Here is a 26,518-nt window from a genome sequence, read left to right on the forward strand (position 1 = left end):
TGTCTTTCCGACAGTTCGCCAGACTTCGCTCACTACTAAGAGGAAAAAAAGCGACAAAATCCCGCAGCGCAAGTGCTGCTTATGAAAGGGCTAGTGAAATCTCGGGGCAGCTTTCATGCGTTGTTTGTTTCGCATTGGCAAGCGGCGTGCTTCTTCCACTAGCGACTTCGCAACCAGACGTACCCCGAGATTGATACGGAAAAGCGTCCCGTTCCAGTCGGAACGTGTGAATTGCCTGAACAGGTGAACCTCAAGAGCGGCTAAAGCTATCCAATCCAACGGTTTGGTGCAAGGGGAGCTTTTCGGTCACGAAGTCGCCGCGCGAAGCGTTTAGGTAAGACCGGCGGGTTGTGAAGAGTATTTCGCAGTAGCGAACGAGCCTCTGAAACCCTCGCCGGGTCATGGCGAATAACAGATTGGTGTACCGAATCAATTGTACCGCCGGAGTCTAGTGCTCCGGCGTTCAGATAGATCTGAGCCACAGCGGGCGCCGCCCGCGGCCGGGAGGAGCCGGTGAACACGTTCAAGAATTACGCACTGAAGGAACTGACCGAGCAGCAGACCCGGTTCGCACCGGCCGCGCGTCGGCAGCTCCAGATTGCTAACGCGCAGAAGTTGCTGAGCGAAATCGAGCCGAGCAAGGCTTACCCGTACCAGTACGTCTGCTTTCGCGTCACCGAGTTCCGCTCCGACGCTCACGCGGACCTGTTGCTGAGCGGCGAGAGCCTCAAGCACGACCTCGCGCAGTTCGTCCGACGGGTCGAGCGGTCACTGCCGGCGCAACCGGTCGAGCAGACCGTCGAGCCGATGCTCACGCTCGACGAGGTGAGCCAGAAGTTCAACGTCTCGACCAAGACAATTTCGCGGTGGCGGGTTAAGGGGTTGGCCGCCCGGCGGGTAAAAGTCAACGGGCGTAGCCAACTCGGGTTCCCGACCGCGGCGGTGGAAAAGTTCGTCGCGGAACACAAGGTGCTTGTGGAGAAAGGCGCCCGGTTCAGCCACCTCACGGACGCCGAAAAAGAGGGCATTCTGAAGCTGGCACGGGAGATGCGAGACGCCGGCGGGTCGCTTACTGAAGTGAGCAAGAAGATCGCTAACCAGTTGCACCGCAGCCCGGAGGCGGTCCGGTACACGATCAAGAATTTTGACCGCGTCCACCCGGAAGGGGCGCTGTACCCGCACACCGCCGGTCCGCTCAGTGAGGCCGCGAAGCAGGAGATTTACATGGCGAAGCGGCAACACGAGATCGATCTGAAAAACGCCAACCCCGCGGGGGACACCGTGAGCTCCATAGCCAAACGATTCGGCCGGACCCGGACCAGCATGTACCGCGTGGTGAACGAGGTGCGTGCCAAGGAACTGGTTCAGCAGCCGATCGATTACATGTACAACCCGGACTTCGACGACCCGTCGAAGGAAGCCGAGATCGTCGCCGACATGCCGGGACAGGGCGAGTTCGACGCCAAACGGGCCGGTAAGACACCGCCGAAGGACGTGCCGCCGCACATGGCCCACTTGTACGAGTGGCCGCTGCTCACAAAGGAGCAGGAGCAGCACGTGTTCCGGAAGATGAATTTCCTCAAGCACAAGCTGCACCAGTTGCAGAGCGCCATCGACCCGGCCCGTGCGACGGTCGATGAGTTGAGGCGGGCGGAGCAGTTGAGGCAGGGGGTGCGCGACACCCGCGATGTGCTCATTAATTGCAACCAGCGGCTGGTGTACGCCCAGGCGAAGCAGAAGCTGGCACTGGGCGAGAACATCGACGACTTGGTGAGCGACGGCAACCTGTCGCTGATGCGTGCGGTGGAAAAGTTCGACTACGCTCGCGGTAACAAGTTCTCGACCTACGCCACGTGGGCGATCATGAAGAACTTCGCGCGGTCGATCCCGGACGCGAAGACCCACAAACAGCGCTACATGACGGGCCACGACGAGCTGTTCGAAGCGAAGGCGGACATTCGCACCGACGAGCAAGAGGTGCTCGCCCTGGCCGATCAGGCCCGCGCCCGGGTGAACCGGCTGCTCGATCACCTCGACGCCCGCACCCGCGAAGTGATCCGGATGCGCACCGGGTTGGACGGTTCGGAAGAGATGACTCTGGAGCAAATCGGCCAGCACTTCGGAATTACGAAGGAGCGGGTGCGGCAGATCAACGTCCGCGGGATGAAGATGCTTCGGGAGTGGGCGGCGAAGGAGAACGTCGAAGTGCCGTAATCGGTCTCCGGATTGCGATAAGCCGTTAAACACGGCTCACCCAGGAAGCGGGGTGGGCTGTGTTCATTTTAAGGCCAGAATTGCCAGAATCAGATCACTATTGTCGTAAAACCTTCGTTCGCGGCGTGCAACACCTCAAGCGGTTCACCAAAAACCAGCCCAACAACGCACACATCCAAACGCGAGAATGCCAGTTCAGGCTGAATGCAGCCGATCAATCCCAACCGAACAGCACCTTCTTCGCGGCGTGGAACACGGATGCTACTTTGCCGCGGTCTGTTCGGGTAGCGGCACATTGTAGACGGAGAAAACGGGGTTTGCCCGTCGAAATATCGATCATCTGGCTCAGGCACTTCCAGTTGAGCAGGACGCATCACAGGCTGCGGGCTTCGGGTCAAAAGTCCGATCGCCGAAAGTCGCGAATCCAGTGATAGCAACTTTTTGAGTTAGCAACTTACTGATCTGACGACGTTTGACTTGAAGTCCTAAAGCAAGAAGTCGTCCTCATGAGCCGTTGATGACTCATGAGGACGCGGAGGTGGGCACGGCAAGTCCAAGTCGTGTACGGATCATGCCCGTCACGCCGCCCTTGTTGTGCGCGCGCTGGAATAAATATGGCGACGTACTGGTGGAGGTAGTGCTTACGGAGCCTACGGAATGGGCGCAGGGAAATAGTAGGCCGGCGGACGCTAGGTGCCGCGGAGCGGGGTTCCGGTGTACGCTGAGAACACCCGCTCACCGAGGAAGCACCGGTAATCCATTACAGGCACCCGGAGCCGGGCCGAAACACAGATCCCATCGAACTGCCTGCAACGCGGTTAGGAGAGCCCGTCCGGATGCCATATCCCGCTGACACGGCGACGCATACATCGTGTCCGCGGGCGGGCAATTCATCCCCGAGCCTCCGAAACACACAACGGGAGTACCAGCACCCTCGAATCTCCACCGCGGAATGGGAAAAGACCGGCTTCACTCCGGTGCCATCACGAGCCGCTTTATTTCTTCTCTTCCTTCACGATCTTCACCGACTTGATGACCACGTCCTTGGTCGGGACGCTCTCGTGCAGCCCGGCGTCGCCGGTCTCGACGGCCTTGATCTTCTCCACCACGTCCATGCCCTCGATCACGCGCCCAAACACGCAGTACCCGGCGCCGTCGCGCGCCTTAGCTTTATCGAGGAACGTATTGTCCTTGACATTAATGAACCACTGGGCGGTGGCGCTGTCGGCGGCCTTCACCCCGCCCCGGTCCGCCCCCAACCGGGCCATCGCGAGGGTGCCCTTCAGGTTGGACAGCCCGTTGGCGGACTCGTTCTTGATCGGCTCGCGGGTCTTCTTCTCCTTCATGCCCGGTTCGAACCCGCCCCCTTGGATCATGAAATCGCTGATGACCCGGTGGAAGATGGTGCCGTCGTAGTGCTTGTCCTCGACGTACTGGAGGAAGTTCTTCACGGTGATCGGGGCTTTGTCCTCGAACAGCTCAACCTTGAAAGTGCCGTGGCTGGTCTCGACCGCAACCACCGGGTTCGCGGCGCTGGCGGTCCCTGCGACCATCGCGAACACCACACCGCACAGCACGACCATTTTGACGGAGTGCACTGGTTCGACCTCCTGCGCGACCGGGGCGCGGGCGGGAGCGGCCCCAGCCGCGCGCCCGGTGCCCGTCTTTCATCCGGAAATTGTATGCGGGCGCGAGTCCCGCGTGTGGCATTTCGTTACACCGTTGCGGATGGGGGCGCCGGGGTGTAACGTGCGGAATCCCGCCCGGAGAACCCTCCTCATGCGACTGCTCGCTGCCCCGCTCCTGTTTGTCGGTATGGTCGTCGCGCTCGCGACCGCACCGGACACCGTGCCCGCGCACGCGCAGGACAAGAAGGACGACAAGAAGAAGGCCCAGCCAAAGGTGGACCCGAAGACGTTCATCCCGGACGCCGCCACGCTGAAGCAGATCAAGGACAAGACCGAGGAACTGCGGAAGGCAATCGCCGCGCTGAAGGAGAAGAAGCTGACGGACGACGTGCTCGTCGAGGTGGAGATCTACCTCAAGGCGGCCGAGAACATCGTCCGGTTCGAGGAGTGGCTCGCGAAGGACAGCATCAAGTGGACGTTCGCCACGCTCGAGCAGGGCTTGTCCCGCGCGAAACAGGCGGAGGGCGGGAAGGCCGTGTGGCGTGACGCCCCGGGCAAGTGGGTGGTGCGCGCGTACCGTTCGAGGGTAGACGACTCAATTCAGCCCTACGCGGTGTTGCTCCCACATGATTACGGCAAGGACCCGAAGAAGCAGTGGCGACTCGACGTGGTGCTGCACGGCCGCGACGGAGCCCTAACCGAGGCGAAGTTCATTGGTACACACCAAGGCAACGCGCCGAAAGATTTGGGGTACGTCCAGCTCGAACCGTACGGCCGCGGGAACAACGCCTACCGATGGGCCGGCGAGACGGACGTGTTCGAGGCGTTTGAGCCAGCGCTGCACCGCGAGCATATCGACGCGAATCGCATTGTTCTCCGCGGCTTTTCGATGGGCGGCGCAGGCACTTGGCACATCGGGTTGCACCACCCGGGGGATTTCTCCGTGATCGGCCCCGGCGCGGGTTTCACCACCACGCACGGGTACATCGCGAACCTGCCCAAGCAACTGCCCGATTATCAGGAAAAGTGTCTCCGCATCTACGACGCAATCGACTACACCGAAAACGCATTCAACGTGCCAGTGGTCGCATACAGCGGTGAGAAGGACGGACAGAAGAAGGCCGCGGACAACATCGAGAACGCGCTCAAGGGCTTCAAGGAGCCGTTCAAGTTTACCCACCTCATCGCGCCCGGCCTCGAACACCAGATGCCGAAGCCGTGGCAGGAAAAGGCGGAGGTCGAATACCGCAAGTACGCCGACAGGGGCCGCGATCCGAACCCGAAGCGCGTGCGGTTCGTAACGTATACGCCGCAGTACGCCTCGTGCAGTTGGCTCCGAATTGATGCGCTTGAAACCACTTACCAAAAAGCCACCGCCGACGTGACACGCGACGGAACACGAATCGTTGCCGCGACGACCAACGTCCGTCTGTTATCGCTGGATTTACCGCCCGGGAAACACACCGTTACAGTAGACGGCCAAAAGTTGGATCTGGAAGCCGGGGAGAGCTTGAGCTTTATCGAGAAGCGAAACGGTCGATGGGTTCAGGTTGATGGCCAAGAGGCAGCAATCCGGACTGCCGAAAAGCCCGAAAAGCGATTCCAAGTGCATGGGCCAATTGACCACGCATTCACAGGTAAGTTTACGGTCATCGGGCCGACTCGGGACAGCGGCTACCCGGCAGCCGCGCTCAAGCAATTCGCCGCGGTGTGGGACCGGTACTTCCGTGGCACGCTGCCGACTATCGCCCCAGCGGCCTACGAACCCAAGGATCGCTTCGACGGGAACCTAGTGCTGTTCGGTACCCCGGATAGCAACCCGCTTATCGCGAAGGTGCTGCCCAAGCTCCCGATCACCTGGACGAAAGACAAGCTCGTGGTAAACGGTGTCGAATACGATCCGAAGACGCACCTGCCGGTCCTAATCTTCCCGAACCCGTTGACGAAGAATTTGGACTATGTCGTTATCAACAGCGGGCACACGTTCAAGGAGACCGACCTGAAGGGCACGAACGCGCTGCTGTACCCGCGGCTGGGGGACTGGGCCGTCATCAAGCCGACACCCACCGAGAAAGACCCCGCGGCGTATGAGGTGGTCGCCGCCGGGTTGTTCGACGAGAACTGGCAATTTCCGAAGAAGTAACGTCGGCGAGCGGAGGGCGTGAGCCCTCCGAGTGACCCCGATACCTTCGGAATCGCTGCGGTCGTTGAGTCGCGTCGCACTCGGGGGTTCACCGCTCGCCAAAGGCACGAACCCCAATACCTTCAGACCCCAGAATCGCACCGGCGTCGCACTCGGGGGGCTCACGCCCCCCGCTCGCCAAAGGCGCGGGCCATTTCGACGATGCTCCGCACCATGCACCCGGTGCCGCCGGCGTCCTGGGCGGCCGACTCGCCCTCGGCGAACGAGGGGCCGGCGATGTCGAGGTGCGCCCACTTCGCGTCGCCGACGAACTGCTCCAGGAACTTCCCGCCCGCGATCGCCCCGGCCCACCGCCCACCGCCGGTGTTCCGCATGTCCGCGACCTTGCTCTTGATGAGCCCGTCGTAGCTCGCGTCCATCGGCAGCTTCCAGGCGCGTTCGCCGGCTTTAGCCACCGCGCCCAGGATCTGCTCGCCCCAGGCGTCGTTGTTCGTCATCAGGCCGCTCGTTTCGGTCCCGAGAGCGACCATACACGCGCCCGTCAGGGTGGCGAAGTTGACCAGGAACTTCGTGTGCTCCGCCGCGAGGCACAGCGCGTCCGCGAGGATCAGCCGCCCTTCGGCGTCGGTGTTCAGAACCTCAATGGTCTTGCCGTTGCGGGCGGTGAGCACGTCGCCGAGCTTCAGCGCGGTGCCGCTCGGCATGTTCTCTACCAGCGCCAGCACGCCGAACAGGTTCACCGGCAGCTTCAGTTCCGCGACCGCCTGGACGCCGGCAAGCACCGCCGCCGCGCCGGCCATGTCGCACTTCATGTCCACCATGCCGTCGGAGGGCTTCAGCGAAAGCCCGCCGCTGTCGAACGTCACGCCCTTCCCGACCAGCCCCAGAACCGGGCCGCCCGGGTTCCCGGTGTACCGCAGGACCGCGAGCCGCGCCGGCCGCGCCGAGCCCTCCGCGACACCCAGCAGCGAGCCCATCCGCTCCGCCGCGATCCGGGACTCATCCCACACCTCCACCTCGAAGCCGGCGGCGCGGCCGGCGCCGGCCGCCGCGACCGCGAACGTCTCGGGGTACAGCTCGCGCGGCGGCGTGTTCACCAGCTCGCGCGCAAGCCACAGCGCCCGGGCCTCCGCACGCACCCGCGGCAGCTCGTCCGCCGCGCCGCCGACCAGCACGAACCGCTCCGGCGCGAACCGCGTGGGCGTGCCCTTCCGGATGCCCGGCCCCTGGCTGCCCTGCGCCAGCCCCACGCCGACCGCGAGCGTGAACTCGGGATCGGGCACCGCGACCGCGACCGTCGCGAACTTCTTCGCGGTGATATGACGCGCCGCGGCTGCCGCGGCATCGTGAAGGGTGGCGCGTTTCACGTCGGCACGCTTGCCCAAGCCCACGAACAGCACCCGCGCGGCCGCGACGCCGGTCGGGTTCAGCACCGGGACCAGTTCGAGGTGCTTGGCGCCGAAGTCGCCGCCCTCGCGGAACTTGGAGACCAGTTCCGCACCCGGGCCGGAGTATGGTTGGTCCAGCCACACCCCGAGCACCAGCCAGTCGGCCCGGACGGCGGTGAGCGGTTCGGCGGAAACTTCGAACTGCGTTTGAGGCAGGTTGAGCACGGCTACTTCTTCGACGGGGTGACGGGGTCGTACAGCTTCAGCATCTCCTCGACCGCGGCGACCAGCTTCGGGTCGCTCTGGCGCACGGCCGCGACGAACTTTTTGGCGTCGTCGTTGGGACACGAAAGAGCATAGCGAACGATGCCCCGCCTGACGATCGGGGCCGCGTGCGTCGGCTTGGCGAACTGCGCGAACACCTCCGCGCTCAGGTCCCACCAGCCCCAGCGCCGCAAATCATCAATCGCTTGGTCCGCGAAGTCGCCGTCGGGCAGGAGGGCCGCACAACACTTCAGCACCTCCGCCTTGCACTCGGCACCCCGGGCGGCCTGGAAGAACCGCACCGCGCCCAGGCTGGAGAGCCGAACGGAGTACGGCCGCTCCGTGTCCGCGAGGACGCTCTGCGCCAGCGCCCACCCGCCCTTCGGGTCGAGCAGAACGTACCCCGCGAGCAGCCCGCCGAAGGACTCGCGGGCGCGCGCGGACAGCGGTTGCTGTTTCAGCAGCTTCTCAAGGAACGCGGCGTCGGCCGGGCCGCCGGACACGCCCAGGAGGAACGCGAACACCCCGAGCCGCTCGGTGGGCGTCTTCTCGTCGCCGATCAGCTTGCGGAGGGCTTCGGGGGAAAAGTGCTTGGCCGCCCTGGCGATGTCCGCATCCGCCGCCCGAGCGAACTCCACGAACGCGTCGGCCGCGACGGTGGCGTCCGGGGAGCTCAGGTGCGGGAAGTAGTACGCGAGCCGGGCGGTCGGGTCGTTTTCGGCCAGTTTGGCGGCCCCCGTGAGGTACGCGACCACCGCGGCCGGCGCTGCCACGCCCGCGGTCACGTCGAGCTTGCCGTCTTTGGCCGTGCAGAACACGAGGTACTCGCTCGGCGTGTCGCCCACGACCGGCAAATAGCCCCGAAGGGTGAGCACGTTCTGGTTCCCGCGGGCCGGGGCGTCCTTCAGCGCCGCCCCGACGTGGAGGTCGGTGAACCCTTCGTCGGTTTTGGGGTCGAACCGCGGGTTGGCGAGCTTCCCGTGCAACACGGCGCTCGCCTGCGCGTACTGCATCCGGAGCGTGGGCTTCGCGCGGACGTTGTCGCCGCAGAAGGTGCAGGCGGGCGCGGGCGCCGGGCCGACGGCCAGAACCAGCGCGGTGAGAGCGGCGACGCGAAACATGGCGTGTCCCTCGAACGTGACGGCACTGTGATACACCGGCCGCACGTAACGAGGGAAGGCGAGTCCGGGCGATTGGCCGGCGCGAGCCCGCCAACCATCGGATCGGCGGGTCAAAGACGGTGCTGACCGAAAGGGGCCGCTGCTGGGATCGTGGCCCTGGCGGCTCTGAGTGCGGCGAACGACCGCGTAGCGATGCGAGAGGGCTATGGAGGCGGGCAAGATGCCCGCGCTCCTAAGAAAGGCGCCGCGCCGGCGGGTCACTTCGTTGGCGGGGCGGTCGGCTGCGGCGTCAGCTTCATGTCGTCTTTGAGCAGTTCCTCCATCAGCTTCACGCGCTCGGGGTTGTCTTTGCGCACCTTCTCGACGTGGGCGGTCGCGGCGGCGTTCTTCGGGTCGGCCCAGCTCGCGGCCAGCGCGAACTTCAGGATCGCCCGGTTGTTGATCGGCAGCGTGTTGTGCGTTTCCTTGTCGGCGTACTTCAGCACCTCGCCGGTCATCTCCCACGCCTTCCACTTGCGCAGGTCGTCGATCGGCATGTCCGCGAGGTCCGCGTGCGTGACGAGCGTCGTCATGCCGTCCAAAATCTGCTTCCGGGTCAGCACGTCGGGGCGGTACTCCCAGAAGAACCGCAGCGTCTTCAGCCCCGAGTGCTTCACCAGGAACACGTTCGAGGGGTCGGCGACGAGCTTCATCAGGTACTCGTACCCGGCCTTCGGGTCGAGCAGCAGGTAGCCCATCAGCAGCCCGTCGAGACCGCTGCTGAACTTGCCGTCCGGGGCGTCGAGGAGCTTGCGCACCTCGCTCGCCAGGGCCGGCCGGTCCTTGGGCGCGTGGCCCAGGAGCAGCCCGTACAGCCCGAACCGCGACGCCCGGGTGCTCGGGTCGCGCAGCCACTTCAGGAGGGTGTCGGTCGGGAGCTTCGGGGCGAGTTCGGCCACCTCCTTGTACTCGGCGACCGCGAACTCGTTGTAGGCGTCGCCGCTGATCTCGATCTCGGGCGACTCGAGGTAGTCGAAGAAGTACCGCAGCCGGGCGACGGCGTCCTTCCCCTTCACCGCCAGCGCGCCCTTCACGTACTCGGGCAGCTTGCTGTCCGTGCCCACGATCACGCCGCGGTACGGGTCCACGTCGCCGTTGACGACGTTGAAGAACACCATGTACTTGGACGGCTTCTGGTCCGGCGGCACGTACCGCGGGATGGTGAACACCTTCTTGTCCTTGACCAGCGCGTGCTCCTTCACGACGGCGTCGATCACCATGTCGGTGCTGCCCTTCGAGGAACCCGGCTCCTTCGGGTCGGGCTTCGCGTTGTCGAGCGTGCCGTAAAGGATGAAGTCCGCCTGGGAGACCTCGGTGGTGAGGGTTTGTCCGGAGGGCGGCCCGCACCCCGGGCACGCCGCGGCGGGCGCGGCGAAGTCCAGACACGCGACCGCCACGAGGGCGACCGGTAAGAGGCAGCGGAACAGCATTGTGGGGTCTCCAGCGGTGGGCCGGTGCGATACCGCCATTATTTCGATTCGCCCGCGGTTGCCAAACGCGCAATGTCGTGGGGCCGCCGGAATATCACGACGTTAGACCGCTCTCCAGCAAGACCAGCCGCCGTCCCACCAGCCTGCACTTTCTGCGGTTGGGTCGGCGGCACTTCAGAATGTCGGTGGTTCCCGGGGTGCCCACCCGGCAGTCGACCGGGGGCATGATGGCGCTTACGTGGTTGGCCCGGTTGGGCGCGCGCCGCAAGAGCTTTTTGCCTGCGCGACCCGAACCACCCGACCTGAAAAGTTTACCCAACCACCTGGTACTAGTTGGCGCGGTTGCGGGAGCGGTGCACAATAATTCATCTCGCTTCTTCAACGCCACGGACCGGCGCGTACCGGAGTATCCGCCGTGTCTACTCAAGTGCCATCGATTTACACCATTGTGCGCGGACTGTTAACCGAGAACATTGACCTCCCGACCGACGACATCCTCAGCCGGGTGAAGGCTCAGGGCGTGTCCAAGCCCGACGCGGACATTCGCCGCGCGGTCAACAACACCCGGAGCGAACTGCGCAAGCGGAGCAAGAGCAAAGTCAAAAGCGCCCCTGCCGCCTCCAAGTCTCCCTACTCGATCGCCCGTGAGCTGCTGACCGCAGACCCGACGCTCTCGAACGACGACGTTCTCGCCAAGGTCAAGGCTCGGGGGGTGACGAAGAGCGACACCGCTATCCGCGAGGCCATCCGGACCACCCGCCGCGACGTGCTCGGCGCGAAGCCCGTGCCGACCGCGGCCCGCGCGACGGCGGAACCGAAGCCCGCCGCGCCCGACGAGGCGGTTCTATTCCGCGTGATCGGACAGGTTAACAAGACGGCTCAACTGTGCGGCGGGGTGTCGAATGCGCGGACCGTTGCCGAGGCCATTCGGGCGTGCGGCGGGGTCGATGTGTTTCTCCGGCGGTTGGACCTCGTGGCCGAAATTCTCGGGTCCGAAACCGAACTATGAATTGCGCCCGGTTGCACCCCGGGCGCCGAGAGGGTGCCTCGTCTGTTGACGAGCTTGAAGTTACGAATGTCACGTTAGATCGTTCGGCGTTGGGCCGCTCACGCGAGTTCAACGCCGAGCAGTTCGCCTGCCGTCGGTCTCATCACGTCTCGGGAACTTGAAACGTCTGCGCTCCGCCCGGCACGCGGCTTGCGTCATTACGCTCGCCGGTTTCCGGACACGTGGAGCCGGCCGCGCCGAGCACGGTCATGCGCACACGCGCGACCGCCCGTTCCTCGCGCCCTCAACTGACAGCCCAACTGATGCGAACACTCTCACTTTTCATCGCCACGTTCTCCTCTGGCGCGATCGTGCTGGCGGCAGATCCGACGCAGCCGCCCCAGCTACCGCCGCCCTTCGAGACGAAATCGGTCACGAAGCACCCGAAGGTGATCGACTGGCCGACCGGGAAAACGCCGACCGCCCCGCCGGGTTTCACCGTAACCCTCTACGCGGACGGGTTCGACAGCCCGCGGTGGCTGTACGCGCTGCCGAACGGCGACCTCTTGGTCGCTGAGGCCCGAACGCTGCCGAAGCCGAACCCGAAGCCCGAAGAAAAGGAGGGGATGAAGAAGTCGAAGACGGTGACGGGAACTTCGGCCAACCGCGTCACGCTGCTGCGCGACGCCGACAAGGACGGTAAGCCTGAAAAACGCGAGACGTTTCTCATCGGGCTCAACCAGCCGCTCGGCATGGCGCTGATCGGCGAGACGCTGTTCGTCGCGAACACGGACGGCGTGGTGAAGTTCCCGTACAAACCGGGCGAAACCAAGATCGAGGCGAAGGGGACGCCGATCCTGCACCTGCCGCTCGGCGGCTACAACAACCACTGGACGCGGAACCTGCTCGCGAACGCGGACGGCTCGAAGCTGTACGTGTCGGTCGGGTCGGCGTCGAACGTGGGCGAGAAGGGGATGAAGGAGGAGGCGCTCCGCGCCAACATCCTCGAAGTGAACCCCGACGGCACCGGGCTGCGCGTCTTCGCGGCCGGTCTGCGGAACCCGGTGGGAATGGCGTGGGAACCGCGGACGAAGGCCCTGTGGACCGCCGTCAACGAGCGCGACGAACTGGGTGACGAACTGGTCCCGGATTACATCACGTCCGTGAAGGACGGCGGGTTCTACGGCTGGCCGTACAGCTACTACGGCAAAACCGAGGACCCGCGGCGCAAGGGCGAGCGCCCGGACCTCGTGGCGAAAGCGGTGGCGCCGGACGTGGCGGTCGGCTCGCACACCGCCTCGCTGGGGCTGTGCTTCTACACCGGGGCGGCGTTCCCCGACAAGTACCGCGGCGGCGCGTTCGTGGGCCAGCGCGGGTCGTGGAACCGGTCGAAGTTTGCGGGGTACAAGGTGGGGTTTGTGCCGTTCAAGGACGGCAAGCCCTCGGGCGAGATGGAAGACTTCCTGACCGGCTTCATCGCCAACGACGACGAGGTGTACGGCCGCCCGGTGTGCGTGTGCGTGGCGCCGGACGGGGCGCTGCTCGTCACCGACGACGTGACCAACAAGATCTGGCGCGTCGCCCCGGAGAAGAAGTGACGCACTGCCTTTCTGGAGCGTGGGCCTCTGGGCCGCGCGGCCCCGCGCGTGGCGCCGCTTTGCGATCAATTCATGACTGGCACGATGCGCGAAGCGGCGCGGCCCAGAGGCCCGCGCCCCGGCGAAACGAGCGGTCCGCATTTACACTGATTGAGTTGCTGGTGGTGATCGCGATCATCGCGATCCTCATCGGATTACTGCTGCCCGCCGTTCAGAAGGTGCGCGAGGCGGCGGCCCGCATGAGGTGTCAAAACAACCTCAAGCAAATCGGGCTCGCGCTCCACAACTACCACGGCACCGCCGGTCGCCTCCCGGCCGGGCGCGGCGCCCCCACCCCGCGGGTGTTCTCGCCGCACGCCTACCTGCTTCCGCACCTGGAGCAGGACAACCTCCGCGATCTCATCGACCTCGCAAGCCCGCCGACCACGTTCACCGTCCCGCCGTCCACCGTTTACGACGGGGCACGCAACTACCCGGCCGCCACCACACTCGTGCGCGTCTTCGTGTGCCCCTCCGACCCGGTTGCGGGGCGCGTTCCGGGGTCGGCCTACGCCGGAACCACGTACGCGGCGTGCGCAGGTAGCGGGGCAAACTCCGGTTCGCTCACCGGTGCGGACGGGGTGTTCTTCCTGGGCTCCGCGGTGCGCCTGGAAGACATCACCGACGGCACGTCGAGCACCGCCGCGTTTTCGGAGCGTTTCCTGGGCGACGGCGCACCGGGCGTAAACGATCCGCGAAAGGTGATGCTGGAACTCCCCGGCTCGGGGGACGCGACCGCGGCCACGTGCCAGCCGTCCGCGGGCACGTGGAACACCGATCGCGGCGCGAAGTGGATCTTGGGCAACTACGGCAACACGCTGTACAACCACGCGACCCCGCCGAACCCCGCCGGGTTCGACTGCTTGAACGCGACCCAACAGAAAGGCCGCATGGCGGCCCGGAGCGGTCACGGCGGCGGGGTGAACGTGCTCTTCTGCGACGGCGGCGTTCGGTTCGCGCGTGACGCCGTCGCGCCGGAAACGTGGCAAGCACTGGCGACCCGTTCCGGCGGCGAGGTGGTCGCGGAGTGACATTGACTCACGATGGCCCAGGGCCTTACTCGGCGCTTGCCCGCCCTGGGACCGCGGACGTCCCGTCCGCTGCTTCGGGGATGGAGTCGCTCACCGGACGTTCGTGACGCGACCACACGTGCTAACCGGCGGACGGGACGTCCGCGGTCCCAGGGCAGGCAGGCTCGGCAGCATCACGCGCTTTCGCAGCACTCGAAACGATCGGTTCGGTCCGCTACGCCGACGGAAACTCGGTGAAGTCGTGGTAGCCGAACAGATCGATCTCGGCGGAGTGGTCGCGGGCGAGACGCCGCAGGTGAGCTAAACTTTCGATCCGCCGGACGTTGTCGTCGGCCCGCTGAGCGGTCAGCGCCGACACCGGGTGATCGTCGCGTTCCAGTTCGACGCGAAGGTAGTACGCATCCCCGACGTGTAGCACCCACCGCGTGCCCTGTCGTACCGCAACTCCGCAGTGCCCAACGGTGTGTCCGAACAGGGGTACGAGCAGTACTTCTGAAGCGAACCCGGGCGAGACGGGCCGTGCGTCCAACCCAAACCAATTCATCCCGGGAGCCGAGTGCAGTTTCCAGTCGACACCGTGCGCGAAGTGAGCCGGAACGTAACGCCAGTAGGCGTTGGCAACTGCCGCGTGCTCTTCGACCGAGATATGGACCTGGGCGTGCGGGAAATCGGCGAGACCGCCGGTGTGGTCCGGGTCGGCGTGTGTGAGAACGATGTGATTCACGTCGGCGGTGCGGAACCCGAGCGATTCGATCCGCCGCGCCGCCGTCTGATCCTCGTGAAACTGGAACCCGGCGGCGTCAATGAGCACCCGCCCGACGCGTCCCAGTGGATCACGCACGTCGTGCAGGCCAATCCCGGTGTCCACGAGCGCAAGGCCGTTCGCGTCTTCCAGTAGCAAGCAGTGACAGGACGCGGCCGGGTTCGGCGGCGCGCGCAACGTGCCACAGTTCAGATGATGGATTCGCGTCATGGACGCCCGCCCGGTTCCGAAGGTCGCGCGCGTCCGCCCGGCACATCCCACGACCGACGGGCCGAAGTGCACGCCCCCCGGAACCGCGCCAACGAGCTACGCGATGATCTCTTTCACCACGTTGCCGTGAACGTCGGTGAGCCGGAAGTCGCGGCCGGCGTGCTTGTACGTGAGCTTCTCGTGGTTCAACCCGAGCAGGTGCAGGATCGTCGCGTGCAAGTCGTGGATGTGGACCTTGTCCTCGGTCGCGTAGTAGCCGTACTCGTCGGTCGCGCCGAGCGAGAACCCGGCCTTCACCCCGCCGCCGGCCAGGAAGATGGTGAACGCGTGCGGGTTGTGGTCCCGGCCGTCCTTCCCCTGGGCCACCGGGGTGCGGCCGAACTCGCCGGCCCAGATCACCAGTGTGTCCTTCAACAGCCCCCGCGCCTTCAGGTCCGTGAGCAGCCCCGCGATCGGCTTGTCCACCTCGCGGGCGTTGCTCGTGTGGTCCTTCTTCAGGTTCTCGTGCTGGTCCCACTTGTAGCTGTGGCTGCACTGCACGAACCGCACCCCGGCTTCCGAGTACCGGCGGGCCATCAGGCACTGCCGGCCGAAGCTCTCCGTCACCTTGTCGTCGATGCCGTAAAGCTTCAGCGTTTCGGCCGATTCCTTCGACAGGTCCTGCACCGCCGGCGCGGTGTTCTGCATCCGGAAGGCCATCTCGAACGACTGGAGCCGGCCGTCGGTCGCGGCGTCGGCCCCGCCCGCGCGCTCGCTCTCGAGGCCCGCGAGCAGGTCCAGTTCCAGCCGCTGCTGAGCCGCGGGCGTGGTCCCCTTCACAAAGGGCACGGTCACCTGGTTGATCGGCGCGCCCGCGCTGCCCAGCGGTGTCGCCTGGTACGCGGCCGGCAGGAACGCCGACGAGTAGTTGTTCACGCCGCCATGCGACAGCGTGGGGCAGATGGTGAGGTACCCCGGCAGGTCGCGGTTCTCCGTGCCCAACCCGTAGGTGACCCACGACCCCATGCTCGGGCGCACGAACGTGTCGGACCCGGTGTGCAGTTCGAGCAGCGCCCCGCCGTGCCGCGAGTTCGACCCGTGCATGGACTTGATGAAGCACAGCTCGTCGGCCTTGCTCCCGATGTGCGGGAACAGCTCGGACACCCACGCCCCGCTTTGCCCGTACTGCTTGAACGCGAACGGCGACTTCAGGAGGTTGCCCGTCGGCCCCGACACCACCCGCGGCTTGGCGAACGGGAGCGGCTTGCCGTCGTGCTCGGCCAGTTTGGGCTTGTAGTCGAACGTGTCGACCTGACTCGGGCCGCCGTGCATGAACAGGAAGATGACCCGCTTCGCCTTCGGCTCGAAGTGCGGCTTCTTCAGCGCCAGCGGGTCCGGGCGCCCGGACCGACCGGTTTCCGCGGCGCGGCTTTCTGTCGCGAGGAGGTCGGCGAGCGCGAGCCAGCCGAACCCCAGGGCGGTGGAGCGGAGCATCTCGCGCCGGGTGGCGAGCGCGGTCAGGTTCGGACGCATGGTCGGTTCCTCGCGCAAGGTGGGATCTTCGTCTTCATTCCACGAACACGAACTCGTTGGACGCGAGCAGCACGCGGCACAGCCCGCGCCACGCCCGGAGCGTCCGCGCGTCGGGTGCCAGCTTTGCGTCGGCGGCTTCGAGCGACTTCTGGAGGTAGGCCAGCACTTTCTCCACTTCCGCGGTCGTAGGGGCGCGGCCGTAGACCCGCTGGTACGCTTCGCGCACCCGGGCCGCGTCGTCGCCCGAAACGGCCAGCGCGGCCTTCGCCAGCGCCTCCGCGGTCTGGTCCGCGAGCGCCCCGTTCAGCATGAACAGCGCCTGCGTCGGGATGGTGGTCGCGACGCGCTGGCCGCTCGGGACCGACGGGTCCGGGAAGTCGAGCGTCTGGAGCACGTCGTACACGCCGCTGCGGATCACCGGCAGGTAGACCGAGCGGCGCGGCTGCGCGAACCCGTTGTAGGCCCCGGGGGCGGTGCTGTTGATGTACTGCCGCGGGTTCGCCTTCAGCAGCGAGCCGCCCGCGGTGCGGTCCAGGAGCCCCGCCGCGGCGAGCATCCCGTCGCGCACCTCTTCGGCGTCCAGCCGCCGCCGGCTGAAGTGCGATAGCAGCTTGTTGTCCGGGTCTTTCACCGCCACCGCCGGGTCGGGCCGGGTGCTCATCCGGTAGGCGGTCGAAGTCACGATGAGCCGGTGCAGGTGCTTCACCGACCACTTCGCGCCGGTGAACTCGCTGGCGAGCCAGTCGAGCAGTTCGGGGTGCGTGGGGCGGTCGCCGAGCCGGCCAAAGTTGTCGGTGCTGCGGACGAGACCGGCGCCGAAGTGCCCGGCCCAGATGCGGTTCACCATCACGCGGGCCGTGAGCGGGTGTTCGGGGCGCGCGAGCCACTCGGCGAGTTCCAGCCGGCCGCTGCGGGCCGCCCCCAGGTCGAGCGCCTTGTCCCCGCCGAGGACGCGCGGGAACCGCCGCGGCACCTCGGCCCCGAGCGTCGTGTGGTTGCCGCGGAGGTGTACGCGGAGGTTCTCGCCCTTCGCGTCTTCCACCGCCATCGCCTCCGGGACCGCGGGCTTCGCCTTCTCCGCTGCCGCGACCTTCGCGCGGAACTGGCGGACCAGCGCCGGCCCCGCGAACCCGCCGACCGCCGTGAACCCGCCCTTCTGCGCGCCCGCAAGCTGGGCGCGGGCGGCGGCCACCGTGCGCTCGTGCTCGGTCAGCAGCGCGGTGGCTTCCGGCGACGCCAGGGACCGCTCGTTCCACGCGGCAACGACGGTGTGGTTCTTCATCGTCTTGGTCGAGTAGAACATACCCCCGAGCGCGTAATAGTCGGCGGCCGTGATCGGGTCGAATTTGTGGTCGTGGCACCGGGCGCAGCCGAGCGTGAGCCCCATGAACGCCTGACCGAGGGTGTCGAGCTGCTCGTCGAGGATGTCCATCCGCATCTTCATCGGGTCGTCTTCGGCGAGCATCTTGGGGCCGATGACCAGGAACCCGGTGGCGGTGAGGCGGTCGGCGCGCTCGGTCTCGGACCCGCCCGGCATCAGGTCGCCGGCGATCTGCTCCTTGACGAACTGGTCGTAGGGCTTGTCCGCGTTGACGCTCCGGATCACGTAATCGCGGTAGCGCCACGCGTTCACGTAGGCGAGGTTCTCGTCCATCCCGTTGCTGTCGGCGTAGCGGGCCACGTCGAGCCACCGGCGGCCCCACTTCTCGCCGTAGGCCGGCGACGCGAGGAGCCGGTCCACCACCTTCTCGTAAGCGTCCGGGGCGCCGTCGGCGAGGAAGGCGTCGATCTCGGCCGCCGTGGGCGGGAGGCCGGTGAGGTCGAACGTGATCCGGCGCAGCAGCGTGCGCTTGTCGGTGGGCGGCGCGAACGACAGCCCTTCCCGCTCGAGCCGCGCGAGCAGGAACCGGTCGATGTCGTTCCGGATTTCGACCTTCGGGTTCCGGACCGGTGGCGCGGCGGGCCGTTCGACCGGTTGGAACGCCCAGAACGCCTTCTCTTCGGCGGTGATGACGCGCTCACCGCCCTTCGCGGGCGCCGCGGGGGCGGACGGGGAGTCGGGCCACGGCGCGCCGGCCTGCACCCACTCCTTGAGCGCCGCGATCTCGGGCGCGGGGAGCTTGTTCTTCGGCGGCATCTTCAGCTCGCCGTCGTGCGCGAGCACGCGCGTCAGCAGGCTCTCGTTCGGCTTGCCGGGCACGAGCGACGGCCCGCTGTCGCCGCCCTGGAGCAGCGCGGCGCGCGAGTCCACGCGCAGCCCCCCCTTTTGCTTCTCGGGGCCGTGGCACGACACGCACCTCTCGACCAGCACCGGGCGCACCTTCTTCTCGAAGTGCGCGGAGTCGTCGGGCGGCGCGGCGCCTGCCGCGGCGGGCGCGAACAACAGCCCACCCCAAACCAGTAGCGCGGCCGCGGAAGTCGAAGCGGTGTGCATGAGCGGTGTGTTGGTTCGGCGGAGAGGCTTGGTCGGCGGAACACACAGCCTAACACGTCCGGATGAACGAATCCAGAGCCCAGTTGATGTTGTGAGAACTGAGCAGAAATGGACGACGTTCGTGGTTTCGTGCCGGCCCACGCGGGCCTTGGGCTCGCGAAGACCGCTTTTGACAGGATTGACAGGAAGAACGGGATCGGGGCCGATCAGTCGGAGATCCTGTTATTCCTCAAAATCGTCCCGGGCTTCACCGAGCGTCGCCGAGACATCCCTCTGCTCGGGCCGGCAGCGCCGCCCAGAGCAGGCCTCATTCCGCCACGCATTTTCTGGGGCTACCCAGAAACCGGAGCCGCCGACGGACCGTTACGAGGTACGAGCCGTGCCCCGTCGGAGCGACAGCACCCAGGCCGAGCCCAGGTACAGCGCCGGGTACAGCAGCGACGCGCCCACCAGTACGCGCGGCGGCCCGTCGCCCCAATCGGAGGCCAGAACGGCCAAAAGCAATAGCGCCCACGGCACGCTGAGCGCCAGCAGCACCCGGTTCCCGAGCCCCGGCTGCGTCGGGTACGCGTACCGGCTCGGCACGAACGTCAGCGCCGCCAGGACCGCGATCAGTGCCACCGCCCACGTGCCCGTGACCGGCAGCGCGTACAGGTAGAACGCGACGATGTTCCAGTACGACGGGAACCCAAGGAACGCGCCGTCCACGGTCTTGATGTCCGCCTGGCAGAACCCGTACGCGCTGGCCACCAGGGCCGCGACGAGCACCGCCCGGTAGCCCTCTGGAAGCAACCCGGCCCGGTCGATCAACACCAGCGGCAGGCACGTGTACAAGAGGAAGTCGACCAGGTCGTCCAGGCGCCGCCCGTCGAACCCCGGGACCGCCTCCCGGATGCGGACCGCGCGGGCCAGGGTGCCGTCCGTGGCGTCGACCACCACGGCCACGAGCATGAGCAGGAAACACATCCGGTACGTGTCGGCCGTGCGGTCGGGTTGGAGCAGCAGCGCCGCGATCCATGCCGCGAGTATCAGCCCGGAGGCCGTGTACGCGTGCACCGCCCAGCCCAGGCACTTCCGCGCGGGTGAGACCGCCGATGTCGGGTTCATGCGCTCCTCCGCACCGTTCGGTAGACGACGGCGCCCGCGATCAACAAGGCGCCGGTGTAGAGGGCCGCGCCGTAACGCTGGTACCACTCCGGGCCGTACAACTGTTCGCGCGGCCAGCCGATGTTCACCACCAGCGCGGCCCCCCAGACGACCGCGAGCGCGTTCACCGGCGTCCCGCAGCGGCCCAGGAACGAATCGGGCGTCGGGCCGCTGCGGAGCCGCTCCACCAGCAGCGCCCCGGTCGTGAGCAGGTAGGCCAGGTTGGTCCAGACGATGCTGACGCACACCAGGGCCGTCATCAGTTGCTCGTACCCCGAGTTGAACGCCAGAAGGGCACAGCCCAGGACGCCAACAGCGGCCGCGGCGGTGTGCGGGGTTCGGTGTTCCGGATGCACGCGGCTCAGCCGCCCCGCGAACGGGGTGGCACCGTCGCGGGCCATCGCGAACAGGGTGCGGGCCGCGAGCGCGTGGACCGCCAGCGTACACACGAACACCGCGAGGGCGGCGGCGGCAACGAACACTGTCCCCAGCGCGTCACCCAGCACGCCCTTAATCAGGTACGGCAACCCGCCCGCCCCGTCAGACAGCAGCGGATCGGTGAGGTCCGGTGCGCTGGTCAGCGCACCGATCAAGAGCAGCGCGCCGAGCGCCGCCGCCGCGAGCAGGGCCTGGAGGATGGCCCGCGGCGCCCGCCGCCGCGGGTCAACCGTTTCTTCGGCCAGGCTGCCCGCCGTGTCGAACCCGTACATCACGTACGCCGCCATCACCGCGGCGGCGAGGAACGGCCCGAGGCCGCCGCCCGGGGCACTCGCCCGGGCCTCGAGCACCACGCCCGGCCCACGAACGGCGTGCCCGCAAAGCAGGGCGATGAGCGCCACCGCGGCGATCAGTTCCACCACCACGCCGGCGGCCATTACTCGCGCGAGCAGCCGCGTTCCGCGCACGTTGAGAAACGTGCTGAGCGCGATCAGCACGACGCCAAGAAGGGCGGCGTTGCGGGCCGGCGTGTCGAGCACCTGGAACCCGGGCCACAGGGCCGGGAGCATGACCTGCCAGGCCAGCGCGACGGCGGCCAGCGTCACGACCAGCGACGCCAGGTAGATCCACCCTACGAGCCAGCCCAGGGACGGTGCCCCGACCCGCCCGGCCCACGCGTACACCCCGCCGCAATATGGGTACCGGCGGGCCAGTTCCGCGAAGCACAGGGCCACGCACAACTGGCCCGCGAACACGACCGGCCAGGTCCAGAAGAAGGCAGGGCCGGCCTCGCGGTACCCGAGGTGGAAGTTCTGTACGATGCCGGTCAGGATCGACAGGTACGAGAAGCCGGCGGCGAAGGCGGCGAAGCCGCCCAGCCCGCGGCGAAAGAGCGGACGATACCCGGCCCGGACGAGGTCGCGGTCGTCGTCGGTCGAATCGGATTGGGACATGCGGAACGCGAGTGGCTCGTTGAGAACGCGGTAAGTCGTCACAGTGGTTTAGCGATTTCGGTCCGGAGACGGTAGCCGGGTAACCAGAGCAAATCTGTTACGCTGAACGCGCGGGCGCGTATTCGTACGCCCCGGTTCTAAAACGGCGTCCGCGAATTCGGGGACTGATGGACCGGTTCGTGGGTCTTAGCTTTTTGCCCAACACTATCGCGGCTCGCAACGTAACACTCCCTATAAACAAGTACATCCCGCCGTCGCTCCCGAACTCGCCGAAGCGAACGCAACCCACGCGGACTTTTGCGGCGCGTGCCCCCCAAACGCTGCGGGCAGGTTTCAATTGCCCGCCGCCAATTTTCGAGCACGACGTGTGTGCAGCGGTTGAGTGGCTGTGGAATCGGGAAGACATACACCCACGATAGTGGCCCCGCGCGTCCGCGCACGTTACCCCGTCGGTTCTTGGCCGGGCGACCTCTGGAAATCCGTGTTACCCAAATAGTCGAAGTTATGAACCTTAGCTACCACACCAGCTACCCGGGCATCGACGACCTGCGCGAGGCCGCGCGGCGGCGGACCCCACGTTTCGCGTTCGAGTACCTCGACGGCGGGTGCAACGAGGACGTGAACCTGCTCAAGAACACGGACGATCTGCGGCAAGTCGAGTTGAAGCCATATTACCTGACCCGGCACGAGGCCCCGGTCCTGAAGACCGAACTGTTCGGTCACGAGTACGACGCCCCCTTCGGGATCGCCCCGATCGGGCTCCAGGGGCTGATCTGGCCGGGCTCCCCGGAGATCCTCGCGCGGGCGGCGACCGAACACAACGTCCCGTTCATCCTCAGCACCGTCACCACCGCGAGCATCGAGCGGATCGGTGAGATCACCGGCGGCCGGTTCTGGTACCAGCTTTATCACCCGGCGGACAACGCCATCCGCGACGACATCTTGAACCGGGCCGAGGCCGCCGGGTGCAAGACGCTGGTGCTGCTGTGCGACGTGCCGACGTTCGGCTACCGCCCGCGCGACATCCGCAACGGGCTGGCGATGCCGCCGCGCATGACCCTCCGGAACATTCTGCAAATCGTCGGCCGGCCGAACTGGGCGGTGCGGACCCTGCTGCACGGCAAGCCGCACTTCGCCACGATGGCGAAGTACATGCCCAAGGGGCTGAACATGAAGCAGCTCGGCGCATACATGAACGCGACGTTCTCGGGCCGCCTGAACGAGGCCAAAATCGCCCCGATCCGCGACCGCTGGAAGGGCAACTTGGTGCTCAAGGGGGTCGCGAGCGAGGAGGACACGGAGACCGCGGTCCGCCTCGGGCTCGACGGGATCATCGTGTCGAACCACGGCGGACGGCAGGTGGACGCGGGCGAGTCAACGATCCGGTCGCTGCTGCCGATCGCCGCGAAGTACCGCAGCAAACTCCGGGTCATGATCGACAGCGGGCTGCGAACCGGGCCGGACATCGCACGGGCTCTGGCGTGCGACGCCGATTTCACGTTCCTGGGGCGGACGTTCATGTACGCGGTCGCGGCCCTCGGCCGCGAGGGCGGCCAGCACGCGATCGCCATGCTGAAAGTGCAGTTGAAGCAGGTGATGGACCAGGTATGCTGCCACCGCGTCGCGGACTTCCGGCGGCACCTGTTGCGAAAACCGGATTAGGCCCGGCTGGTCGCCCGCTCACAGGATCACCATTGTCCAGCCACCTGCTGTTCCGCAAGGCGGGCCGCAGCACCGAGCGGGGCGAACCAGAGGTGGCTTTTTCGCTTCCGCACCGACTCGGAGCCGCGCGGTCACCTGCACAAGCTCGTCGCGCAATTCGACACCGCCCGACTCGATCCGGTACTGCCGGTCGAGGCCAGGACTCCCGCGAGTACATCCGAGTGGGTGTATCTTTATGGCGTGACGAAAATTCACCGGCCGTCAAGGGCGCGGTCCAGGTTGAACGCCGCCGAGATCAGGGCTAATTGAGTGAACCCCTGCGGGAAGTTCCCCAGCGCTTGCCCGCTCGTGCCGGTCTGCTCGCCGAACAGCCCCAGCGGGCTGCCGTACCCGAGCATCTGCTCGAACCGCAGTCGGGCCTCGGCCAGCCGGGCCGGGTCCGTGCGCCCGGCCCGGGTCAGCGCTTCCACCAGCCAGAAGCTGCACATGTTGAACGTCCCCTCGGCCCCGTCCAACCCGTCATGCGTGGCCCGGTAGTCGTACCGGTACACCAGCCCGTCCGCCGCCAGCCCGCCCTTCGTCGCCGGGGCACGGATCGCGTCCACCGTCGCCAACATCCGCGGGTCGTCCGGCGCCATGAAAAACGTGAGCGGCATCAGCAGCAGGGAAGCGTCCAGATTGTCCGCTCCGTAGGATTGCACGAACGATTTGCGCGTCTCGCTCCACCCCTTCGCCATCACCTGCTCGTACACCGCGTCGCGGGCGGCCAGCCACTTCGCTCGGTTCGCCGGCAGGGCCCGCTTGTCGGCCAGCCGCAGCCCGCGGTCCAGCGCCACCCAGCACATGAACCGCGAGTACACGTGGTCCTTGCGCGCCCCGCGCGTCTCCCACACGCCCTCGTCCGGCCGGTCCCAGTTATCCGCCACCCAGTCCACCAGCCCGCGCAGCGACACCCAGGCGTCGTAGCTCACCGGGCGGGCGTACTTGTTGTGCAGGTAGACCGCGTCCATCAGCTCCCCGTACACGTCGAGCTGCAACTGCCCGTGCGCCCCGTTGCCGACCCGCACCGGCCGGGACCCCATGTACCCGTCCAGGTGCGGCAACTCGTACTCGGTCAGGTCGGACCGGCCGTCCACCGCGTACATCAGTTGGAGCGGCGCGCCGCAGTGGGACTCGTGCTCCTTCCACCGGGCCGCCAGCCAGTCCATGAACCGGGCCGCCTCGTCGGTGAACCCGATCCGCAGGAACGCGTACACGGTGAACGCGGCGTCCCGGAGCCAGCAGTACCGGTAGTCCCAGTTGCGCGTCCCGCCGATCCCTTCCGGCAGGCTGGTGGTGGGGGCCGCGACGATGGCGCCGGTGGGCTCGTAGGTGAGCAACTTGAGCGCTAGCGCCGACCGGTGTACCGCCTCCCGCCAGCGCCCCTGATAGGTACACTTCGACAGCCACCGCTGCCAGAACGCGACCGTCTCGCGGAACCGATCCTCGGCCTCGGCGGTTCCCGGGCAGTAGCCAGACGGGGCGTCCCGCTCAATGACTCGCAGTATGAACGCGGCGCTCGCGCCCTCGTCCAGGGTGAACGTCCCGGCCGCGCCGGTGCCGTCGGGACGGAGCGGGACCGAGGACGCGAGCCCGAGCGACAGGTCGGGGGCGTCGAACCGAACCCCGTACTCGTCCACTCGGGTCTCGTGTTTCGCCCGCGCGTAATCGAACGCGGGGCGACATTCTACTGTAAACGCGAGCCGGCCGCGGACCACCCGGGCCCTGCGCACCAGTTGGTCGGCGGGCGGGGCGCCCGGGCCGACCGGCATGTAATCCTCGATCTCGGCGACCCCGTCGGGGTGCAGGAACCGGGTCACAAGGATGTTGGTGTCGGGCCAGTAGTACTGTTTGTGCCGCACGCCCTCGGCGGTCGGCGCGATGCGGAAAAAGCCCCCCTTGCGGTCGTCGAGGAGCGCCCCGAACACGCTGGGCGAGTCGAACCGCGGGAGGCACAGCCAGTCGAGCGACCCGTCGAGCCCGACGAGCGCGGCGGTGCGCATGTTCCCGATTACCCCGTAGTTCTCGATCGGCTGGTACGGCACGGCGGCCTCCAATGACATGTTGCAGTGCGGGGCCGTGCAGCAACTCGCGCGCCCGACGCGGGTGTTGCACCGGCGCGCTCGTGACCGTTCGCTCGAACCGCTCGCACATCCGGCGAAGCGGCCCGCTTCGCGGCGTCAGTCATCACGTGCGGCCTTCCGATCGCGTGCCCGGCGTAGAATGACGGCATGATCTTCTCCTGGCTCCGCGCCCGGCGGCGGCGTAAGCTCCTTGCGAACGCGTTCCCCGTTCGTTACGCCGCCATCATCGAACGGAACGTCGGACACGAAGCTCTGCTCCCAGAACCTCTTCGGGCGCGGCTCCGCGACGCGACGACGATTCTCCTTTCCGAAAAGGAGTGGCTCGGGCGCGGCGGGCTGTTCGTCAGCGAAGAGATGCGGGTAACGATCGCGGCGCAGGCGGCGCTGCTGCTGCTCGGGCGCGAGCACGAGTACTTCGATTCCGTTCGCGAAGTGGTGGTGTTCCCGACCACGTTCCAAACCCCGCGGCCCGAGGACGGCTGGGAGGATGATTTCCTCTCGGACACCATTTCAAGCGGGCAGGCCGTGTACACCGGGACGGTGCTGCTCGCGTGGGACGAGGTTCAGCGCGAGGGCCGCGACCCGGCGGGCGGGTATAACGTGGTGCTGCACGAGTTCGCCCACCAGCTCGACTTCGCTGAAGGCCTCGCGGGCCGTGCCCCCCGTCTGGGCGACCGCGAACTGGAAGCGCGGTGGAAGTACGTGATGAGCGTCGCGTTCGCGGACCACCGCCGCGCGGTGAAGGCGAACGAGCCGGAACTGTTCTTCACCCCGCACGCCGCGGACGACGAGTTGGAGTTCTTCGCGGACCTCACCGAAGCGTTTTTTTGCCGCCCGTACGACCTGCGGAACTTGTACCCCGAACTGTACCGGTTGCTCGGGGCGTACTACCGGCTCGATCCGGCCGCGTGGGCGTGGCCGGTGTAGCGTCGGCCGCGGTTCGCATTTCGGAACCCGGGTCTGGGTATCACACCAACAACCACCGGCCTCGGTTGAAGTACCGCGGCCAAAGCGGCCCCCTCCACCCCGTGCTCTCCACGTCGGGCGCCCCCATGTATCGCGTGAAAGGCGATGGGGACCGAGTGGATCGCGACCCACTCGTCCATCCAGGTGACTCGCGCGACGAACGGCGCCGGAAGTTTCAAGTTGTGTGATTGAGGAGTCGCGAACCGCATGGTGTCACAGTTCGATGGTGGTTGTTACGACTCCACTATCGGAACCCCCATGCGGTCCACGAAACCGTCACGACGCATACCAGTGCAGGTCGGACGAAACGAGCGAATCGCGCATCGGCGAATTCGTGCCGCGCCACTCACCCCGCTGCCAGAGCGTACCGCCCCCGGCGCGCGATGATTCGGCTCGCTATCATGAGCAGGAGGCACTCCGGCCTGATG

17 protein-coding genes are annotated in these 26,518 nt (G+C 66.7%); 7 read left to right on the forward strand and 10 right to left on the reverse strand.

All coding sequences use genetic code 11. The annotated features are described in order from the left end of the window. Positions 1 to 513 precede the first annotated feature (513 nt). Positions 514 to 2,214 carry a sigma-70 family RNA polymerase sigma factor gene (locus tag GobsT_RS28320; RefSeq protein WP_010046039.1) on the forward strand — a complete coding sequence of 567 codons (1,701 nt, stop codon included), beginning with the start codon at positions 514 to 516 and terminating at the stop codon, positions 2,212 to 2,214. A 995-nt stretch (positions 2,215 to 3,209) separates the two neighbouring features. Here GobsT_RS28320 and GobsT_RS28325 read toward each other — a convergent pair. Continuing rightward, positions 3,210 to 3,734, reverse strand: coding sequence for a peptidylprolyl isomerase (locus tag GobsT_RS28325; RefSeq protein ID WP_029601150.1), 525 nt, complete (start codon positions 3,732 to 3,734; stop codon positions 3,210 to 3,212). Between the two features lie 259 nt (positions 3,735 to 3,993). Between GobsT_RS28325 and GobsT_RS28330 the strand changes: the two genes are divergently transcribed. Continuing rightward, positions 3,994 to 5,985 (forward strand): prolyl oligopeptidase family serine peptidase, encoded by a 1,992-nt coding sequence (locus GobsT_RS28330; protein ID WP_010046034.1) that lies wholly within the window; start codon positions 3,994 to 3,996, stop codon positions 5,983 to 5,985. A gap of 161 nt (positions 5,986 to 6,146) precedes the next feature. Here GobsT_RS28330 and GobsT_RS28335 read toward each other — a convergent pair whose 3' ends face one another. The 3 genes from GobsT_RS28335 to GobsT_RS28340 all read right to left on the reverse strand — a co-directional run bounded on the left by GobsT_RS28335 (position 6,147) and on the right by GobsT_RS28340 (position 10,227). After that, positions 6,147 to 7,598 carry a leucyl aminopeptidase gene (locus GobsT_RS28335; protein ID WP_010046032.1) on the reverse strand — a complete coding sequence of 484 codons (1,452 nt, stop codon included), beginning with the start codon at positions 7,596 to 7,598 and terminating at the stop codon, positions 6,147 to 6,149. Between the two features lie 2 nt (positions 7,599 to 7,600). Beyond that, positions 7,601 to 8,758, reverse strand: a complete 1,158-nt coding sequence (locus GobsT_RS38245) for a hypothetical protein (protein WP_010046028.1) — start codon at positions 8,756 to 8,758, stop codon at positions 7,601 to 7,603. 257 nt (positions 8,759 to 9,015) lie between these two features. Further along, positions 9,016 to 10,227: a hypothetical protein gene (locus GobsT_RS28340; protein WP_010046026.1), complete on the reverse strand. Its 1,212-nt coding sequence runs from the start codon at positions 10,225 to 10,227 to the stop codon at positions 9,016 to 9,018. 415 nt (positions 10,228 to 10,642) lie between these two features. Here GobsT_RS28340 and GobsT_RS28345 point away from each other — a divergent pair, with 415 nt between their 5' ends. From GobsT_RS28345 to GobsT_RS28355, 3 genes are all read left to right on the forward strand, one after another. Further along, a complete protein-coding gene (locus tag GobsT_RS28345; protein WP_148087903.1) occupies positions 10,643 to 11,236 on the forward strand; it encodes a hypothetical protein in 594 nt (197 codons plus the stop codon). Between the two features lie 302 nt (positions 11,237 to 11,538). Next, a complete protein-coding gene (locus GobsT_RS28350) occupies positions 11,539 to 12,813 on the forward strand; it encodes a PQQ-dependent sugar dehydrogenase (protein WP_010046020.1) in 1,275 nt (424 codons plus the stop codon). 161 nt (positions 12,814 to 12,974) lie between these two features. After that, complete coding sequence (locus GobsT_RS28355; RefSeq protein ID WP_010046017.1) at positions 12,975 to 13,883, forward strand: DUF1559 domain-containing protein; 909 nt, start codon at positions 12,975 to 12,977, stop codon at positions 13,881 to 13,883. Between the two features lie 214 nt (positions 13,884 to 14,097). Here the strand turns inward: GobsT_RS28355 and GobsT_RS28360 are convergent, their stop codons facing one another. The 5 genes from GobsT_RS28360 to GobsT_RS28380 form a co-directional block, all read right to left on the reverse strand. Next, positions 14,098 to 14,856 carry an MBL fold metallo-hydrolase gene (locus tag GobsT_RS28360; RefSeq protein ID WP_010049507.1) on the reverse strand — a complete coding sequence of 253 codons (759 nt, stop codon included), beginning with the start codon at positions 14,854 to 14,856 and terminating at the stop codon, positions 14,098 to 14,100. A gap of 96 nt (positions 14,857 to 14,952) precedes the next feature. Beyond that, entirely contained in the window at positions 14,953 to 16,368 is a 1,416-nt protein-coding gene (locus GobsT_RS28365) for a DUF1501 domain-containing protein (protein WP_010049505.1), read from the reverse strand. Between the two features lie 34 nt (positions 16,369 to 16,402). Next, entirely contained in the window at positions 16,403 to 18,802 is a 2,400-nt protein-coding gene (locus GobsT_RS28370; RefSeq protein WP_010049502.1) for a PSD1 and planctomycete cytochrome C domain-containing protein, read from the reverse strand. 363 nt (positions 18,803 to 19,165) lie between these two features. After that, positions 19,166 to 19,909, reverse strand: coding sequence for a CDP-alcohol phosphatidyltransferase family protein (locus tag GobsT_RS28375; RefSeq protein ID WP_050790375.1), 744 nt, complete (start codon positions 19,907 to 19,909; stop codon positions 19,166 to 19,168). Beyond that, the gene (locus GobsT_RS28380) at positions 19,906 to 21,339 is read right to left on the reverse strand and encodes an APC family permease (protein ID WP_148087904.1); all 1,434 of its coding nucleotides are present in this window, start codon (positions 21,337 to 21,339) and stop codon (positions 19,906 to 19,908) included. The genes GobsT_RS28375 and GobsT_RS28380 overlap by 4 nt, the downstream gene beginning before the upstream one ends. Before the next feature lie 504 nt (positions 21,340 to 21,843). Between GobsT_RS28380 and GobsT_RS28385 the strand changes: the two genes are divergently transcribed. Continuing rightward, entirely contained in the window at positions 21,844 to 23,001 is a 1,158-nt protein-coding gene (locus GobsT_RS28385; RefSeq protein WP_010046854.1) for an alpha-hydroxy acid oxidase, read from the forward strand. A 251-nt stretch (positions 23,002 to 23,252) separates the two neighbouring features. Here the strand turns inward: GobsT_RS28385 and GobsT_RS28390 are convergent, their stop codons facing one another. Continuing rightward, entirely contained in the window at positions 23,253 to 25,085 is a 1,833-nt protein-coding gene (locus GobsT_RS28390) for a glycoside hydrolase family 15 protein (RefSeq protein ID WP_010046853.1), read from the reverse strand. A 186-nt stretch (positions 25,086 to 25,271) separates the two neighbouring features. Between GobsT_RS28390 and GobsT_RS28395 the strand changes: the two genes are divergently transcribed. Then, the gene (locus tag GobsT_RS28395; protein ID WP_010046848.1) at positions 25,272 to 26,051 is read left to right on the forward strand and encodes a M90 family metallopeptidase; all 780 of its coding nucleotides are present in this window, start codon (positions 25,272 to 25,274) and stop codon (positions 26,049 to 26,051) included. The last annotated feature ends 467 nt before the right edge of the window (positions 26,052 to 26,518 follow it).

The organism is Gemmata obscuriglobus (genome assembly GCF_008065095.1).
Taxonomy (GTDB): Bacteria; Planctomycetota; Planctomycetia; order Gemmatales; family Gemmataceae; genus Gemmata; species Gemmata obscuriglobus.

Coding starts and splice junctions, on each gene's coding strand:
- GobsT_RS28330 (WP_010046034.1), top strand. CDS start 3,994: ATGCGACTGCTCGCTGCCCCGCTCCTGTTTGTCGGTATGGTCGTCGCG.
- GobsT_RS38245 (WP_010046028.1), bottom strand. CDS start 8,758: ATGTTTCGCGTCGCCGCTCTCACCGCGCTGGTTCTGGCCGTCGGCCCG.
- GobsT_RS28340 (WP_010046026.1), bottom strand. CDS start 10,227: ATGCTGTTCCGCTGCCTCTTACCGGTCGCCCTCGTGGCGGTCGCGTGT.
- GobsT_RS28350 (WP_010046020.1), top strand. CDS start 11,539: ATGCGAACACTCTCACTTTTCATCGCCACGTTCTCCTCTGGCGCGATC.
- GobsT_RS28360 (WP_010049507.1), bottom strand. CDS start 14,856: ATGACGCGAATCCATCATCTGAACTGTGGCACGTTGCGCGCGCCGCCG.
- GobsT_RS28365 (WP_010049505.1), bottom strand. CDS start 16,368: ATGCGTCCGAACCTGACCGCGCTCGCCACCCGGCGCGAGATGCTCCGC.
- GobsT_RS28370 (WP_010049502.1), bottom strand. CDS start 18,802: ATGCACACCGCTTCGACTTCCGCGGCCGCGCTACTGGTTTGGGGTGGG.
- GobsT_RS28375 (WP_050790375.1), bottom strand. CDS start 19,909: ATGAACCCGACATCGGCGGTCTCACCCGCGCGGAAGTGCCTGGGCTGG.
- GobsT_RS28380 (WP_148087904.1), bottom strand. CDS start 21,339: ATGTCCCAATCCGATTCGACCGACGACGACCGCGACCTCGTCCGGGCC.
- GobsT_RS28385 (WP_010046854.1), top strand. CDS start 21,844: ATGAACCTTAGCTACCACACCAGCTACCCGGGCATCGACGACCTGCGC.
- GobsT_RS28395 (WP_010046848.1), top strand. CDS start 25,272: ATGATCTTCTCCTGGCTCCGCGCCCGGCGGCGGCGTAAGCTCCTTGCG.